This is a genomic window from Nocardia sp. PE-7 (assembly GCF_030486425.1).
GTDB lineage: Bacteria > Actinomycetota > Actinomycetes > Mycobacteriales > Mycobacteriaceae > Nocardia > Nocardia salmonicida_A.
On record NZ_CP129614.1, the window covers coordinates 2,591,224 to 2,606,829 of the forward strand.

The 15,606-nt window shown below is 69.4% G+C and carries 13 protein-coding genes; 1 reads left to right on the forward strand and 12 read right to left on the reverse strand.

Annotation, left to right across the window (positions count from 1 at the left end; all coding sequences use genetic code 11):
- Nucleotides 1-195 precede the first annotated feature (195 nt).
- The 10 genes from QX204_RS12195 to QX204_RS12240 form a co-directional block, all read right to left on the reverse strand.
- The gene (locus QX204_RS12195; RefSeq protein WP_301906819.1) at nucleotides 196-1,308 is read right to left on the reverse strand and encodes a glycosyltransferase; all 1,113 of its coding nucleotides are present in this window, start codon (nucleotides 1,306-1,308) and stop codon (nucleotides 196-198) included.
- On the reverse strand, nucleotides 1,305-2,645 hold the full coding sequence (locus QX204_RS12200; RefSeq protein ID WP_301906820.1) for a glutamate-1-semialdehyde 2,1-aminomutase: 1,341 nt from the start codon (nucleotides 2,643-2,645) through the stop codon (nucleotides 1,305-1,307). Before QX204_RS12200 ends, QX204_RS12195 begins: the two co-directional genes overlap by 4 nt.
- Nucleotides 2,642-3,979: a GNAT family N-acetyltransferase gene (locus QX204_RS12205; protein WP_301906821.1), complete on the reverse strand. Its 1,338-nt coding sequence runs from the start codon at nucleotides 3,977-3,979 to the stop codon at nucleotides 2,642-2,644. Before QX204_RS12205 ends, QX204_RS12200 begins: the two co-directional genes overlap by 4 nt.
- On the reverse strand, nucleotides 3,976-5,334 hold the full coding sequence (locus QX204_RS12210) for a glycosyl hydrolase family 28-related protein (RefSeq protein ID WP_301906822.1): 1,359 nt from the start codon (nucleotides 5,332-5,334) through the stop codon (nucleotides 3,976-3,978). The genes QX204_RS12205 and QX204_RS12210 overlap by 4 nt, the downstream gene beginning before the upstream one ends.
- Complete coding sequence (locus tag QX204_RS12215) at nucleotides 5,331-6,611, reverse strand: Wzz/FepE/Etk N-terminal domain-containing protein (RefSeq protein ID WP_301906823.1); 1,281 nt, start codon at nucleotides 6,609-6,611, stop codon at nucleotides 5,331-5,333. The genes QX204_RS12210 and QX204_RS12215 overlap by 4 nt, the downstream gene beginning before the upstream one ends.
- Nucleotides 6,602-7,948, reverse strand: a complete 1,347-nt coding sequence (locus QX204_RS12220) for a hypothetical protein (RefSeq protein ID WP_301907977.1) — start codon at nucleotides 7,946-7,948, stop codon at nucleotides 6,602-6,604. Before QX204_RS12220 ends, QX204_RS12215 begins: the two co-directional genes overlap by 10 nt.
- Nucleotides 7,945-8,961 (reverse strand): CgeB family protein, encoded by a 1,017-nt coding sequence (locus QX204_RS12225; protein ID WP_301906824.1) that lies wholly within the window; start codon nucleotides 8,959-8,961, stop codon nucleotides 7,945-7,947. Before QX204_RS12225 ends, QX204_RS12220 begins: the two co-directional genes overlap by 4 nt.
- Nucleotides 8,958-10,223 (reverse strand): oligosaccharide flippase family protein, encoded by a 1,266-nt coding sequence (locus QX204_RS12230; protein WP_301907978.1) that lies wholly within the window; start codon nucleotides 10,221-10,223, stop codon nucleotides 8,958-8,960. Before QX204_RS12230 ends, QX204_RS12225 begins: the two co-directional genes overlap by 4 nt.
- 121 nt (nucleotides 10,224-10,344) lie before the next feature.
- Entirely contained in the window at nucleotides 10,345-11,481 is a 1,137-nt protein-coding gene (locus tag QX204_RS12235; protein WP_301906825.1) for a glycosyltransferase family 4 protein, read from the reverse strand.
- On the reverse strand, nucleotides 11,478-12,539 hold the full coding sequence (locus QX204_RS12240; RefSeq protein ID WP_301906826.1) for a glycosyltransferase family 4 protein: 1,062 nt from the start codon (nucleotides 12,537-12,539) through the stop codon (nucleotides 11,478-11,480). The genes QX204_RS12235 and QX204_RS12240 overlap by 4 nt, the downstream gene beginning before the upstream one ends.
- 221 nt (nucleotides 12,540-12,760) lie before the next feature.
- Between QX204_RS12240 and QX204_RS12245 the strand changes: the two genes are divergently transcribed.
- Nucleotides 12,761-13,597, forward strand: coding sequence for a glycosyltransferase family 2 protein (locus tag QX204_RS12245; protein WP_301906827.1), 837 nt, complete (start codon nucleotides 12,761-12,763; stop codon nucleotides 13,595-13,597).
- Nucleotides 13,598-13,663: 66 nt separating this feature from the next.
- On the opposite strand, the gene QX204_RS12250 is transcribed toward QX204_RS12245, so the two are convergent.
- Both QX204_RS12250 and QX204_RS12255 read right to left on the reverse strand, forming a co-directional pair.
- Nucleotides 13,664-14,284 (reverse strand): MspA family porin, encoded by a 621-nt coding sequence (locus QX204_RS12250; RefSeq protein WP_301906828.1) that lies wholly within the window; start codon nucleotides 14,282-14,284, stop codon nucleotides 13,664-13,666.
- A gap of 227 nt (nucleotides 14,285-14,511) precedes the next feature.
- On the reverse strand, nucleotides 14,512-15,600 hold the full coding sequence (locus tag QX204_RS12255) for a class I SAM-dependent methyltransferase (protein WP_301906829.1): 1,089 nt from the start codon (nucleotides 15,598-15,600) through the stop codon (nucleotides 14,512-14,514).
- Nucleotides 15,601-15,606 lie beyond the last annotated feature (6 nt).

Below are 15,606 nucleotides of genomic sequence, written 5' to 3' on the forward strand. Positions count from 1 at the left end.
AGGTCCAGCAGCTCAGTGGCTGGAGAGAAACCGGGCACATCGTCGTCCCGGCTACGCCTACCGTACTCGCCAGTAACCTAGACGGGCAAGCGAATGGCGTGGTATCACCGTGTGGGAATTGTCACCTGTCGCCGCAGGTCAAAGGGTATGTGTGACAGATATTTTCAGTAACTGACAGTTTCAGACAACTTGTCGCTACCCCCGCAGCCGGTCCGCCAGGACGTCATCGACGGTGCCCGCGATCCTGGTGCGGAACACCTCGGGGGCGAAGGTGATGGCGTGCTCGCGGATCTTGGCGGGATCGTAGGCCGCCGAACGGAATTCGCGCATGACCTCGGCCAATGCCGCGACGACATCCGCATCGGAGCCCGCCGGGACGTATTCGCCGGTGACGCCGGGGCGCACCGTGTCGAGGGCTCCGCCCGTGCCGACCGCGAGCACGGGCGTGCCGCAGGCCATCGCCTCCACCGGAACGATGCCGAAGTCCTCGATGCCCGGCATCAGCACGGCCTGGCAGCGCCGGTACATGTCCTGCAGCATCTCGCCGGAGGTGGCGCCGAGAAAGGTCGTCTCCGATCCGGCGATCTCGTCGAGCTGGGCGCGGAAGCGGCCCTCGCCGAGGACGACCAGTCGAACCCCGGCCCGCTGCGCGGCGCGAATGGCGAGGTCGGCGCGCTTGTACGGCACCAGCCTGCCCGCGCACAGGAAGAAGTCCTCGCGCTCCACCGTGGGATCGGGGGTGAAGCGGTCGACCTGCACGGGCGGATTGACCACCGAGGCGGGCAGGCCCCACCAGTCGGTGACCCGTTCGGCGACCGCGTGCGAGTTGGCGATGACGTGCGTCAGTCTCGGCGCGGCCCGCAGTTCGCCGCGTCGAGCCAGGGTGCCCAGCGCGCCGAGGGCGAGTTGGCCGACCCGGCCGCCTGCCTCCTGCGCGCGGAACTCCCGATCCCAGGCCCAGCGGGCGGGGGAGTGCACGTAGGCGATGACGGGCGCGTCGGTGGCCAGGGCGGCCTGGGTGGCGAAGGCGTGATGGCTGATCACGACGACATCGAAGTCGCGCAACGGCAGGCGACGCAACGCGCGGGGGACCAGCGGCAGCAGAGGAGCGTGCCTGCCGCCGGTGTAGGTGTGCGCCTTGCTCAGCCAGGTGTCGTGGACGGTGCGCACCGGCTCACGCAGACCACCCGGTGCGACGATCGGCGCGAAGACCTCGGCATCGGGCCAGGTTTCGACGAACTCGCCGACGACGGCCTCGGAGCCGCCGAACTCGGTGAAACGTTCGTGGACGATGGCGACACGGGTCATCGGAGGGTGCTCGCTTCGATTTGTCGGGGCGCCGCGGTGCGACGCAGTGCGGGGGCGACCGGACGGCCACGTAGCAACCCGTCGACGGTGCCGCGCTCGATCGCCCGGCGATAGACCTCGGCCGCCTCGGCGCAGGCGGCGACGGTCGTGGCGATCGCCTGCGAGTCGTGGGCGGCGGAGGTGACGAACGACTGGCCGAGGACGCCACGGACCAGTAGTTCCTGCAGGAACAGAGTCCGAAATGCTTGTGAGGGAGCACCTTCGGCATCCAGGGTGCGGTAGATGAGGCACGACGGCCTGCCTCGCACCTGGAGGAAATCGGCGATGCCGAGGTCGGCGGCGACCGAGTTCACGCCGTCGGCCAGGGCGCGGCCCGCCTGTTCCATCCGCCCGACGGGGTCCTCGGTGCGGTAGGCGTGCACCACCGCCCGGAACGCGGCCAGTGCGGACGTTTCCGGACCGTGCGTCGTCGAGAGCAGGAAGACGCGATCTTCCTCGGTGCGCAGCCCGCCTCGCTCCATGTACTCGCGCTTGCCCGCGAGCGCGGAGATCGGGAAGCCGTTGCCCATCGCCTTGCCCCAGCACGACAGGTCGGGCGTCACGCCATAGACAGCTTGGGCACCGCCGACCGACCAGCGGAAGCCGGTGATCATCTCGTCGAACACGAGCAGCGTGCCGTACCGATCACACAGTGCGCGAACGCCTTCCAGATAGCCCGGCAGTGGTTCGGCCATCGCGGTCGCGGCCTCCAGGAACACCGCGGCCACGCGGCCTTGCGCCAGCGTCGCCGCGAGGTCGTCGAGATCGTTGTACGCGAACTTCACGACGTCGACGGCGGGGATGCCGCCCGCCATCTCGGTGGTGCCGATGAACCAGTCGTCGACGGAGAAGAACGGTTGATCGCAGACGGCGATGGTGGTGCGGCCGGTCACCGCTCTGGACAGGCGGACCGCGGCGGTCGTGGCGTCGGAGCCGTTCTTGGCGAATTTCACCATGTCGGCCCCCGGCACGAGCGACAGGAAGTCCTGCGCGGCGAGTAGTTCCAGTTCGGTGGGCCTGCTGAAGCTCACGCCGTCGCCGATCACCTGCGACACCGCGGCGAGCACGGGCGCGTAGCCGTGGCCCAGCGTCACCGCGCGCAGGCCCATCCCGTACTCGACGTATCGATTGCCATCGGCATCCCAGACGTGAGCGCCGCTGCCGCGCACCAGGATCGGCGCCATGGACTCGGGGTATTGGTCGGCGCCGCGGGCGTAGGTGTGCGCACCGCCGGGAACCAGATCGTGCAGGCGCGCTTGCAGCTCGTTGCTGCGATCGAAACCGTGGTGGGCTGTCATGAGTGTTCCCCTCCGGCGCCGAGGGCGCACGCCGCGGTGGTGTGGGTGGTGCTGAACGCCCACAGCTCGTGATCGCTGAGTTCGCCGTCGACACCGGGGTAGCGGTGCATGGTGCCCTCGTGGCGCAGACCCGCGTCGAGAGCGACCGCCGCACCCGCGTGGTCGGTCGACGGAACGGCCAGCGCCACCCGCCAGATGCCGAGCCGCTCGGTGGCGTGCCCGATCAGCAGACGTAACGCGCCGACCGCGACCTCCGGGGCGGCCTGCGGTGAAACCCACACGGCGGCACGGACATTGCGATCGAACATGTCCTGGTCGAACAGGCGGCACTCGCCGACGTAGCGGCCGGATTCCTCGACGACCAGGACCGCGCCGTGCTTGCTGCGAAGGCCCCTGCGCGAAGCCGCCCTGGCGCGCCACCACTCCCGCCGGGTGTGCAGCCGGGCCCAGTCCTCGGGCGGTGTCGCCGGCGCGAGCAGCGGCCGAGCGGCGATCCGCGCGGCCCGGCGGCGCCTGAAATCGCCACTGCGCCATGGTCGTATCGTCACAGAACCGTGCTGCGCACGCGCCGTTGCGGCGGTGGCGGAACACAACGGGTCGGCCAGGTGCCGCAGTGTGCCGAGGCAGTAGCGTGTGCGGGCCCGCAGAATCGTGTACCTCGATACCGCGACACCGGTCGACGAGCCGGTGGTGTCGGCAGGGCCCTCGACCGCGGGGTGGTTGGCGAGATAGCCGTTGAGCCAGTCGGTGGCGAACCCGCCCGCGGGTATCCGATCGCTGGTCACCGACCACAGCTCGTGGTCGACGCGGCCGCTCCCGATGTCGAAGTATCCCGCCATCACCGCCTCCATGGTCCAGCGCTGCCGGACCGCGCGCCGCGCACCGGCATTGGTGACGGCGATCGGCGCGGTGATCCGCTCCAGGCCCGCGGTGCCGAATCCGAAGTCGAGCAGCATCGACCCGGCGAGCCCGCTGGCACCGCGTCGGGCGACCTCGGCGTCGACCCACACACTGAGCTCGGCGGCACCGGAGTCGATACCGACCAGCTCGATCTGCCCGGCGAACCTGCCGTCGATCTCGAGCACCGTACTCACCCGTCGCCCGGCCTCGGCTTCGGCTCGGGTGGTGAGGCATTCACGCACCCAGCGGGTCGCGGTGTGGCGCTGCTCCCAGGTCAGCGACGAACGAAACCAGAACGGTTCGAGACAGGCGCGATCACGCAGCCGAATACGTCGCCACTCGGCGAAATCGCCGAAAGCCGGTGGTCGCAGCCGGACCGTGACACCGCGCAGACGCACCGGTCCCAGGACAACCGAGGCATAGGACGAACTCATTGTCGTGGCCGTTGTTTGCCCATTGCCACGGTGCGTAGCGCGCCGTCGGTACCGACGGCCAACCGCCAGTAACCGCCCCCGGGGTCCTTGAGGACGAGTCCGGCGTCGGAGTGATCGGATAGCCAAGCGCCGCTGGACAAGACGGCCGACCGGACCGATCCGTCGTTGCCCTGTGCCTGGAACAGATCGGCGTCGCCGTGTCCGGCCCTGGTGATCACCGTGCCGGTGAAGCGCGAGGTACGCATCCCGCTTCGCCCGATCACCTGCCATCCGTCGGGAAACACCCCGGCGCGCAGGTCCTCGGCGGAACCGGAGATGAGATTGATCGCGGTGCCTTCGGCGCAGTCGGTGGGGTCGATGCGCAATTCGACGGCGGGACGATCGGATTCCTGATCGAAGACCACATTCGCCAGATACGGCTGCCTGCAGTAAGCGAGATCGACTCCGACCGAACGGGCCGCCACTTTGCAATTGACCATGCCGAACTGGGCGGGTCCGCCCTTGCCTCGGGTCCCGACCGAGACCGCGATATCGGCGCCCTCGAACCAGATATTGGTGAGCCACCAATCGTTGGCCGCGCCGTCGACCATGAGATGGCGATCGGTGGTGCGCGGATCACGATCGGAAACGAATTCCACGTTGGTCAAGGCCAATCCGGCATTGTGGTCGTTGCCGGTGCCGAGCACGCCGACGTAATTGCTCGTGAATTTCGATGAGGTGACGTAGTTCTGGATGCATTGGGTTTCCAGGCCGACCCCGAAATTGTTGATATCGCAGTTGATGAACGCGGTGCCACCGGTATTGCGATCCAGCACGATACCGCGCTGGGCGAGGAATCGAGGGTGGTTGTCGCTGAGATGATTTCCGCGGATCACGACACTGTCGAACGAGCAGCGGAAGCATTCCGAGAGCACGAATCCGGTGGCGCGCGGCCCGGTGAGATAGAAGCCGATGCGGGCGAAGCGAACCCGGTTGCGCTGCTCCAACCGGATCAGCGTCACATCCTCCTCGCAGAACACGACGCTGGCGTCTCCACCGTCGCCGAGCACCGTGGCGTAGTCGGGCATCGCGGGCCACGACCGGACGCGGTAGGTGCCCGCGGGCAGGTACAACACCATCGGTCGATCCGTGGCGGCCACCGCCGCGGCGATGGCGGCGGTGTCGTCGGCCTTACCGTCGCCGACCGCCCCGAAGTCGCGGACGTTGCGCGCCGCGGGGGTATCGCTGACGTGCGGTGAACGGAACTCGGCACTCGGTTCCGGGTCGGCGGCACACGCCGCGGCCAGCGGCAGCACTGCCGCCGCGCCGAAGGTGGCGGCGAGCAGACGCCGCCGCCCCACTGATTCCTCGTTCACAGGGGCAACCGTTCCAGGAAACGGGCCAGAGGAGCCGACGGTCTGCTGTACACCACCGCTCCGGTGAGTTTCGCGGCGCCGAGAGTCGCGAGCGCGCCGCGCAATCGGGGCGCGGACAGCGCACCGAGCTCGACGACGCCGACCGTGGCATCACACAGCGGGGCCACGCCGATCGCGTCCGCGGCGACGGTGACCGGTGCGGTCTCCACGATGACATGGTCGAAACGCGACGTCAGGTCGGTGAGCAGGTCAGCGAAGCGCGCCGACACGAGCAGGTCGGGGGTCAGCTGATCGGCCGCGCCGAGCGGCAGGAACGCGATCCCGGTCTCCGACCACGGCGTCAGCGCCTTGGCGGCGGGCAGGGTGCCGCGCAGCACCGCCGCCAGCCCCGGGCTGTCGCTGGTGATGAACTCGGTGCTGCCGCCACCACTGGTGTCGGCGTCGACGAGCGCCACGTGCTGTCCACTGTCGGACAGCGAACGGGCAAGTGCCATCGCCACATCCGGCTCCGACCGCGTCGACAGGCTCGTCAACTGCACCGACTTCGCGGGGTCGTGCTGCAGCAACCGGCTGCGCAACCGCCGCGTCTCACCCGCGGCAGCGGGCTCACCCGCTTCGATCACGCCCAGCACCGGAACGGGCAGCGCCGCCGCCACCGCATCCGGGGTCCGCAGCGAACGGTCGGTGCGCTCGCGCACCAGCGCCGCGCCGCCACCGAGGGCGAGCCCGGCGATCAGACCCAGCAGCACGATCCGGCCCGGCGGCGGTCCCAGCGGTGCGCTCGGCACCTGCGCCCGGTCGACCACGGCGACCCGCGCGGCCGGTGCCGCGTCGCGCTGGATGGACTCGAGTTCGTCGATGAGCTTGCGGAACTGCGCCACCGCCGCATCCGTGAGATCGCGGGCGCCGGTCGGTGTCGAATCCTGCACCGAGATCACGATGACCGAGGTCGCGGGCGGTGAACTGGCGGTGATCCGCGCGCGCATCTCCTCCGGGGTGACCTTCAATCCCTTCTCGTCGACCACGCGCGCCGCGACCGTCGTCGAGGCCGCCAGATCGAGATAGGACCGCACGCGCTGCTGCGCGGCCAACCCACCCTGATACGAGTCGTTCACCGAGGTGCCCGTGGCCATCGACACATACATCGAACTCGACGCCGCGTAGGTGTTGGGCAGCGTCTGCGCGTAAGTCCACGCGGCCGCCGTGCACACCAGCACGACACCCACGATCAACAGCCACCGCTGTCGTACGATGCGCCAGATATCGATCAAACCCATCGCTGGGACTCCATTTCCCCTGATACCACACATGATTCGGTGCGCCGGAACTCCTCGACGACCAGATACACCAGCCACGCCAGGACGGCGGTCTGCACGAATTTGCCCAGATTCTCCATGCTGCCGAGAATCCCGCGCTCGAACAGTGTCGAGGCGCCGGTGATCGCCAAGCCGAGCACGATCACCGGAAACCATCGCGAATACAGCGAATACGACCAGGCCACCAGCAGCGCGAAGGTGAACACCGCGCACACGACGACCCCGGTGTAGCCGCCGAGCACGTAGCCCTCGTTGAAATTTCCCTCGGCGAGCGAGACCGTCACGGTGCTCATGTCCACCGAGGCGCCGCGCACCTCGTTCGCCCATGCCGTCCCGGACTGGAACTTCTCGAGCCCCAGCAGCGGTGCGGGGATGAGGCTCAGGCTCGCGTGTTGAGCCACCTCGGCCGGTGTCAGCCAGCCGCCGGGCCCGTAGAACAGCGCGTCGGTCGCGGCCTCGAGCAGATCGAACCGGCGCAGGATGCTCAGGAACGGTTGCACGTTCTCCGGGTAGATCGAATCCACCGACGCCGCATCGCGTGCCGCGGTGCCGGTGGACTTGAACGACTGCAGCCAGCCGAAGCCGATCACCCCGACCACCCCGATGCCCGCGACACCGAGGGCGGTGCGCCGGTTCCAGCCGATCATCGAGAACCGGATGGCCAGTGCCAGGGCGGCGCCCAGGATCGGGGTCTTGGACTGCACCACCGACGACCACCACAGCTCACCGGCCAACAGCGCACCGAGGATGACCGCGCTGCGGCGCGGGTCGGGTGGTCGCAGGAAGATGATCAGGCCGATCGCGGCGATCGAGGCCGGGACCGCGAGAAACGCCAGCATCGGGTTGGCACTGTCGACCTCGCCTGCGGTGCCCGCCGATCCGGACGCGGTGCCCGCCGCTCGCCCGAGCATACCGAGCACGTACAACGCGACCAGCGCGGGCACGAAATCCGGATCGTCGAGGGCGGCGGCGCGGCGCGGCGGCCGACGATGTGACCAGATCGCGTAGGCGACGACCAGCGCCGCGTACACCCACAGTCCGAATACGACATGGTGCAAGGCCAGCGCGATTCCCCGGTCGTAGCCGAGATCGGCCAGACGCGGATCGGGCACATTGTCACCGAAGTGGGGTTCGGGCCGCACCGCGAGCAGCACCAACGGTCGAGCCACATACGACAGCGACCAGAACACGGCCTGCGCGATGAGGAACACTCGGGCGACGCCGGGCACCCAGAGGGCGGCGACCGCGATGACGAACAGCGCGGCGGCGACAGCGGCGACGGTGGCGGAGCCGGTCAGGACCTGACCTCCTGCGCCCGCGCGACGATCTCGCGCGCCCGATCCACGTAGCGGTGCCCGTCGGCCACCACGCGGCGGTGTCCGGCGTCGGCCACCGCGGCGACCCTGTCCGGTTCCGCCGCGCAGCGGTCGAGGATGTCGTGGAGTTCGTCGGTGTCGGAGAACAGGAAGCACTCGGTGGCGTCGTCGAGCAACTCGGCGTGCTCGTCGGTGCGTTCGCCGACGAACAGGCCACCGGCGGCAGGCACTTCGAACGTGCGGCAGGTGTGGGTGTCGCGGTTGTCGGAGTTCAGCAGCACCAGGTTCGCGCCGACCTGGGCCACCGCGGCCGAATACTGGGCGCCGTAGACCGCGCCGCCCACGTGGGCGCCGGTGGCGCGCAGTTCGGGTACCCGGCGCCAACCGGGCCCACGGACCAGCATGCGATCGCCGTAGCGTCCGGCCAGTTCGACCATCGCGGCTCGGCGGTCGGGACGGCACACACCGATGAAGCCGACCAGGTAGTCACGCCCGTCGCGGCGGGCGGTCCGGTGATGCCAGGCCGGATCGTAGGCACTGCGAACGAAACCGACGGCGCGGGCCCCGCGCGCCCGCAACTCGGGCACATTGTGGCGCTTGGTGGTGACCACGAGGTCCCACTCGGATTCGTGCGCGAGGTAGGAGGAGGTGAGATTTTCCGGGTTCGCCACATCGTCGGCGCTGTAATGCACGTGCAGCGCGGCAGGCAGATCGAGCAATCTGCGCTGGTCGAGATGGATTCCCTTGAACACGAAGACCATATCGGGATCGAAGGCCTCGGCGCTACGTTCGATTCGCTCGTGTAATGCGCGCACCTGCCACGGCGCCCGTTCCTTGCGCGCTTTGGCATAGATCCAGGGCGGAGACAAACGGGTCGGCAGCGTGATCGCGGTCGAGTCGACGACGAGTACATCGTGGCCGGCCTGACGGAAACCGTCGGCCAGCGAACGGGCGTTGCTGCCGAGCCAGTCGTCGCCGATGAAGAGAATTCTCATGGGTGATCGTCCTTGTCGCGCCGGTCGCGCAGGACCAGCATCCTGACCCGCGCGAGATACCAGGCGGCGACGGTGTATTCGACCAGCACGCTGCCGTAGACGAGGGTGTGAACCGAGTGGGTGCGGAAGGTCAGCCCGAGCGCGCAGGCCGCGATCACCGTGCCGATCACCGCGCCGGTGAGCACACCGAAGGTGTCCTGGCGGACCGGCAGGATCGCGGTGGTGACGAACGAGGTGACGGTGGTGGCGGGCAGGATCAGGATCTCGATCCGCAACAGTGAGGTCGCGCCGAGGAATTCGGTGCCGAAGATCACTTCGATCAGGAAGGGCGCTGTGACCCACACCAGCGCGCTCACCAGTGCGGCCAGCGCGACGCAGGCCGCGAGAACCCGCACGCTGTCACGCCAGAAGTTGCCGTCGGAACTGCGTCGCGCCAGGCGCGGCAGCAGGGCGAAGCCGATGGGGTCGAGCAGCGATTGCAGGGCCCGCACGAGGCGATCGCCCGCGGAGTACAGGCCGAGGGCGGCCGCGTTGAGCACCACCGAATAGATCGCGGCGGCACCCTGGCCGTAGGTGGTGATCAGCAAGCGGGAGGCGAAAACCGGCGCGCCCGTGCGGAGCAACTCACCGACATCGCGTGGTCGCGACGGCCGGCCGTACCGCCGGGAGGTGTCGATCCAGGTGGCCACGACCGTGGGCACCGACGACACCAGCAGGCACAACACCGCTACCTGAGCGCTCGGCAGCCGTGGCAGTACACCGACCAGCAGGGCGAGATAGCCGAGCCGCCCGATGCCCTGATAGACCGTCGACGCGCCGAAACGGCCCTGCCCGATCAGCAGCCAGTCCTCCGACATCGACCAGAACCCGCCCGCGAACAAACCGAGCAGGATCATCTGCACCGGTTCGGGGACGCCGAACACCAGGCCTACGCCGAGCGCGACCCCGAGTATCAGCAACAGGCTCAGCCGGACCGCGAGGTAGTCGCCGCGCAGCTGGTTGACGGCCGCGAACCGTGTCCCGGCACCGCGGTTGTCCTCGGCATCGGGCACCCGTGCGGCCATGAACGAGGTGATGCCGAGGTCGACGATCAGCGAACCGATGAAATAGGCCGACATCGCCATCGCGAGGAGCCCGAGACCGTGCGCGCCGAGCACTCGGGCGATCAGCGGCACCGTGATGAAGGTGACCAGATACTGCCCGTACTTGCCGAAGCTGACGAACCCGATGTCGCGCAGCACAGCCAGCGGGCTGGACTTGATGTTGTTGCCCTCGTCGGACCCGGGTTCGCCCTCTGGTCTGCGAGGCGCGCCGTTGTCGCGGGGGAGCGGCTGCACGTGCGGGAAGACGTCGGTGGTGACGGTGGCCAGATAGCGATCGTGCTCAGTCACCGCGGGTCACCATGGTGTCGAGGAAGTCGGCGACGGAGCGGGCACTGGTGTGGATGTCGAAATCGCGTGCGCGGTCGCGGCCCGCCAGTGCCAGGCGGGCACGCTCGGCGGGGTCGTGGAGGAGGGTGTCCAGCGCGGCGGTGAGAGCGCCCACGTCGCCACCGGGGACGAGCAGGCCGTCGACCCCGGTCTCGATGATCTCGGCGGGACCGCCCGGTGTCGCCGCGACCACCGCGCAGCCCGCGGCCATGCCCTCGACGACGACCTGCCCGAAGGGCTCCGGCAGCACCGAGCAGTGCACGAGAACGTCCGCGATGGCGAGGTATTCGGCGGGATCGTCGACGTGGCCGGTGAATTCGGCGGCCACACCCAACTCGGCCGCGAGCTTCTCCAGCTGTGCGCGATACGGTTGCTCGCCGAAGAACGTACCGCCCACCAGAACCACCCGGGCAGGTTGCACCCGCAGCGCGGCGATCGCGCGCAGGAAGATGTCCTGGCCTTTCCACGGACTGAGTCTGCCGACGACGACCACCACCGCCTCCGCGGCCGAGCGGGTGCGCGGATCCGCTGGTGTCGCGGGCAGTTCGACGCCGGGATAGGCGATCGCGGTAGACAGTCCAGCGGGCAGGGTCGCGGCGGTCGCGCGACTGTTGGCCAGCTGTCCGCGGCACACGAGCCAGGCCAGCACCCGGATCGCCAGGGCCGGAATCCGGCCGAAGTAGTCGGGGGATACACGGTCGTGGACCTGCCACACCAGCGGAACACGCGCGCGACGGGCGGCGACAGCGCCGAGGACCAGTGCCTTGGTGCTCTCGGCGACGACGACATCGGCGCGGGTCTCGGCGACCACCGCCCCGACCGCCCAGCCCAACCGCAGCAGGGCGAGGAAGCCGGTGAGCAGTCCGAGCACACCGGTGCCGATACGCATGGCGCGCGAGTCGAATCGTCCCGTGACGACTCGGGTCTCGATCTCGCGTGCCCGCATCCGGGCCACCATCGGTCCGTCCTCGGTGTAGATCATGGTGACCTGATAGCGGCCCGTCGCGCGTAAGGCATCGAGCAGCCGCAGGGTGGCCAGTTCGGCGCCGGACGGTGCCGCGGTGTGTGCGAGAAAGACAGCTCGGCTCACAGCAGGTCCCGATAGAGCGCAGCGTGGCGGTCGGCGGCGATGTCCCAGGTGAAGGTCTGCGCGTGCGCGCGGCAGGCGGCCGGGTCGGGCACTGTGCCGTCCAGCGCGGTGACGAGCCGGGCGGCGAGCGCGTCGGGCTCGCCCGCGGGGACGACGAGGGTGGGGTCGAGGCCGCGCACGGCGTCGGGCAATCCGCCACAGTCGGTGACGATCGGGGCCCGCCCGGCCGCCAGGGATTCCAGGGCGATCAGCCCGAAGCCCTCCAACGCGACGGTCGGGACGACAGAGACCGTGGCCTCGGCGTAGAGGTCGGTGAGTTCGTCGTCGCCGACCCGGCCGGTGAACTCGACGGTGCCCCCGAGCTCGGCCGCCGCGGCCCGCAGCTCCGCTTCGGCGGTACCGGTGCCGACGACGACGAGTCGGGCATCGGGATGGGCGGCCGAAACCTGCGGCCATGCTCGCAACAACACGTCGATGCCCATGCGCCGCTCGAGCCTGCGCACGCACAACACGGTCCGGGTGGCGGCGGTGGTGTCGAGCGGCGCGGCGTGGAATCGGTCGAGATCGACGCCGGGCGGAATGACCGAGATCCGGTCGGCGGGCACGTGGTAGTCGCGCTCGAGCACGTCACGGAAGTGGCCCGACAGCACGACGAATCGGTCGGCGCCGCGGTAGCGCAGTCGTTCGAACAGGTACTTGGCTCGCACGGCACGGGCTGATTCGCCCGCCATCGCGCTCTCCTGCGCCCACGGTCCGTGGAAGTGGACCACGAGCGGAAGCTTCGACGTCGCGGTCCGGGCGAGGGGGCCGTAGAGGCAGAAGTGCCGGTCCAGCACGGTGCCCGGGGCGAGTTCGGAGCGGGCGAGCAGCGCGGTGCGGGTGCGGTGCAGTGTGGAACCGCCCGTCGGTCCCCACGATCCGGCGCCCGCGTGGTCGGCGGTGCCGAACGCGGCCGCGGTCACCGCCATCTCCGGCTGCTGTGCGAGTGCTCGATACAGATCGGTGAAATACCGGTTGAGGCCGCCCGGAGTGGCACCGAACCATTCCGATCCGGTCATGTGCACACCAACCGTTGCGGTCGCAGTCGTCAACCTCCGCACCCTTCATCATGTGTCCCGCGAAGTGCATCCCGACCGGCGAATTCGCTATCGGCCCACAGTGTAGGGGAGTAACCACGTTCGGGCCCACCGGGCGGCACACAGTCAGGGGGTGGGGTAGATTCCTCACCGGGGAAGGCGGGAGTGCAACAGGGCATCACCCGGTGACAGGGAGTGCGACGATGGTTTCCGCGTTGACGGTGTGTGTGCCTGCCTACGACGCCGAGCGGACGCTCGCGGTGACCCTGGAATCGGTGCTCGCCGAGGACGCCGACTTCGAACTGCTCGTCCTCGACAACGCCAGCGCCGACCGCACCGGCGAGATCGCCCGGTCCACCGGCGATCCCCGCGTGCGGGTGCTGCGCAACGAGTCGGTGTTGCCCATCGGGGCCAATTGGGATCGGGTGATCCGGGCCGCCTCCGGTGAACTGGTGAAAGTGGTCTGCGCCGACGACATCCTGCGCCCCGGCGCGCTGACCGAACAGTGGGCGCTGATGGCCGACTCGTCGGTCGCGATCTGCGCGGGACGCTTCGATGTGATCGATGAGCAGGGCGACTTGCTCGAGAGCGACCTCGGTCTGCCGGGTCTGCTCGGCCGCCGCACGCCACGGGAACTGGCCAAGGTCATCGTGCGTCGCGGTCCGGCCGAGTTCGGGCCGACGGCCGCGGCCATGTTCCGGCTGGCCGACTACCGGCGCGTGGGCGGTCTGCGCCCCGACCTGGTGTTCCCGATGGATGTCGACCTCTTCGCCCGCGTCGCCACCGGCGGTCACTTCGTCGGGATGGAACGGATCGTCGCCGCGTGGCGCAACTCCTCGTTCAACCTGTGCAGCCGCACTACCACCAAGTCCAAGCTCACCGACATGTACCGCTTCCACCATCGCCTCGTCGACGATCACCCCGAATTGGTGACGCGTGCCGATGTACTCACCGGGGACCTGCGCCTGGTCGGGCAGATCATGGAGCGCGTGCGGGTGCGGACACTGGGCGCGGTCGGCGCGGTGCGCCCGGGCGAATGAGGCCACGGCTCCGGCCGGTCAGGTCTCGGCGCCCCGACGGGTGACGGCCCGCCGGGGTGACGCCGATCAGATCGAGAAGGTCTTGCCGTAGGTGACGACGGTGTCGCCGGTGGAGCCGACGATCTTCACGAACGGGCGGATGTTGGTCTGGCCGAGCACACCGGTGACGGTGCCGTGGAAGCCCGAAAGACGCAGCACGCCTTCGGCTCCGGAGATTTCGCCACCGGCGACCTCGACCTCCTGGATGCCGGGGCCGAAGCCCGCGGCGAGTTCGATGCCCGCGCGCGGGATGAGGCCGTCGAGCTTGACGGTGGGCCCCTCGGCGCCGACCTCGAGGCCCAGGCTCGGGGTCGACCACTCGAACTTGATCCTGCCGTCGAGGGTGGCGGGGTAGCCGACCTGGTAGCCCACGATGAGATGGCCGGACCAGGCCTCGGCCTCGGGGCCGGTGACCAGGTAGGAGGCCGCGCCGCTGTGGAACCACTCGCGGGTGAGCGGATTGCCGTCCAATGGTGCGACGAAGTCGATCCGGGTATCGGACTGGACAGCTTCGACGGTGCGGTTCCTGCCGTCGAGAACGATGCTGCTGCTGTCGATTCCGGCAGCGGCAGCGCCCGCTCCCATGACCAGACCGACCGCGATGGCCGATGCCATCGCGACCATCCGGAGCGCGCGCGGTGCAAGCACGGTGGTTCCCCTCATCAGAATTCTTCCCCTGGATACTCGCCCGCCGAACGGTGCGTTCGACGCCGCAGCCCCCTGCGATCCGGGCACCGGCCCACCGCGACACTGCGACGGTCCAGCGGTGACCTGAACTCGATCATGGTGCGGCGCTGGGCGATCCGAGTATCCCACGCCATCCGATCATGTGCCGATCGCCACAGGGTCACCTATGACACAGTCGCCGAGGGCGTCTATCGCCGACGTGGGCCCGCCGGGTCGTCGATCATCCACCGGCCGTCGAGTGTGGGCAGCCCCGCGCTCACTTCGGCGAACAGGTCCGGCAGCGTCAGCAGCACGAGGTCGGGCTCGGCGGCGACCAGGGCGGCGGGGGAGATGATGGGCACATCGGTGCCGGGCATCCGACGGCCCTGCTTACCGGGCGAGGCATCGGCGACACCGGCGAGCAGACCGCGGTGCGCGCCCGCCATGCTCAGCAGGGCGACCGCCCGGGACGCGGCGCCGTAGGCGAAAACCCGATGATGGTGTGCGGCGTTGTCTTCCAACCACGCGCGCAGGGCGTGGACGTGGCGGTCGACCGTGTGTTGCAGCTCGGCGATGGAGCCGAGCGCATCGGCTTCGGTCGCGAGCAGTTCCTCGACGGTGCTATCCGGAGTGTGCTCGCCGTGGCGCACCGCGAGCAGCACGGTCCCGCCGTAGAGGTCGAACGCCCACGCGGTGACCACGCTCATTCCCGCGGCACGCAGCAGCGTGCGCAGGGTGTCCAGGGAGTAGTACGCGAAGTGCCCGTGCCGCAACGCATTCCACTGCCCCTGCGCGACGATGGCGGCCAGAGAGTGGTACTGCACCAGCAGCACGCCATCGGGAGCCGTCGCCGCGGCACGTGCCGCGAAGGCCGCCCGCTGATCGGGTTCGTGCATGATGCCGAAGCAGTCGAGCACCACATCGGCCGGTCCGCTGGTCTTCTCGGTGAAGCCGTGGGCGGCGAGCAGGGGCAGCCAGGTGCCACCGTGCGGGCTGCCGAATTCGGTGACGGTCGAACCGCGCAAGAGTCCGGCGGCGTGCACCAGGCGCACTGCGTGGTCGGCTTGGTCGCGCAGTGCCTGCGGTTCGACGCCGCGGGGTTCGGCCGTGACGGTGTCGTCGTCGGCGAGTTGGGCCAGCCCGCAGGCCGCGCACTGGTCCATTCGCAGCGGATGGCCGCATTCGATGTCGGCGACCGGAGCGTCACGTGGCGGAAAGTGGTCCGCCGCCGGAACCGATCCCAGGTCGAGAACGGGAGTGAGCGCGGTCTTCGCGCAGCCGCGGCATCGGCGGGTCATGGCAGG

Bases quoted from the DNA above. Each gene is read 5' to 3' on its own strand.
- QX204_RS12215 (WP_301906823.1), bottom strand. From the start codon at position 6,611: ATGGGTTTGATCGATATCTGGCGCATCGTACGACAGCGGTGGCTGTTG.
- QX204_RS12225 (WP_301906824.1), bottom strand. From the start codon at position 8,961: ATGAGAATTCTCTTCATCGGCGACGACTGGCTCGGCAGCAACGCCCGT.
- QX204_RS12255 (WP_301906829.1), bottom strand. From the start codon at position 15,600: ATGACCCGCCGATGCCGCGGCTGCGCGAAGACCGCGCTCACTCCCGTT.
- QX204_RS12195 (WP_301906819.1), bottom strand. From the start codon at position 1,308: ATGACCCGTGTCGCCATCGTCCACGAACGTTTCACCGAGTTCGGCGGC.
- QX204_RS12240 (WP_301906826.1), bottom strand. From the start codon at position 12,539: ATGACCGGATCGGAATGGTTCGGTGCCACTCCGGGCGGCCTCAACCGG.
- QX204_RS12245 (WP_301906827.1), top strand. From the start codon at position 12,761: ATGGTTTCCGCGTTGACGGTGTGTGTGCCTGCCTACGACGCCGAGCGG.
- QX204_RS12205 (WP_301906821.1), bottom strand. From the start codon at position 3,979: ATGAGTTCGTCCTATGCCTCGGTTGTCCTGGGACCGGTGCGTCTGCGC.
- QX204_RS12200 (WP_301906820.1), bottom strand. From the start codon at position 2,645: ATGACAGCCCACCACGGTTTCGATCGCAGCAACGAGCTGCAAGCGCGC.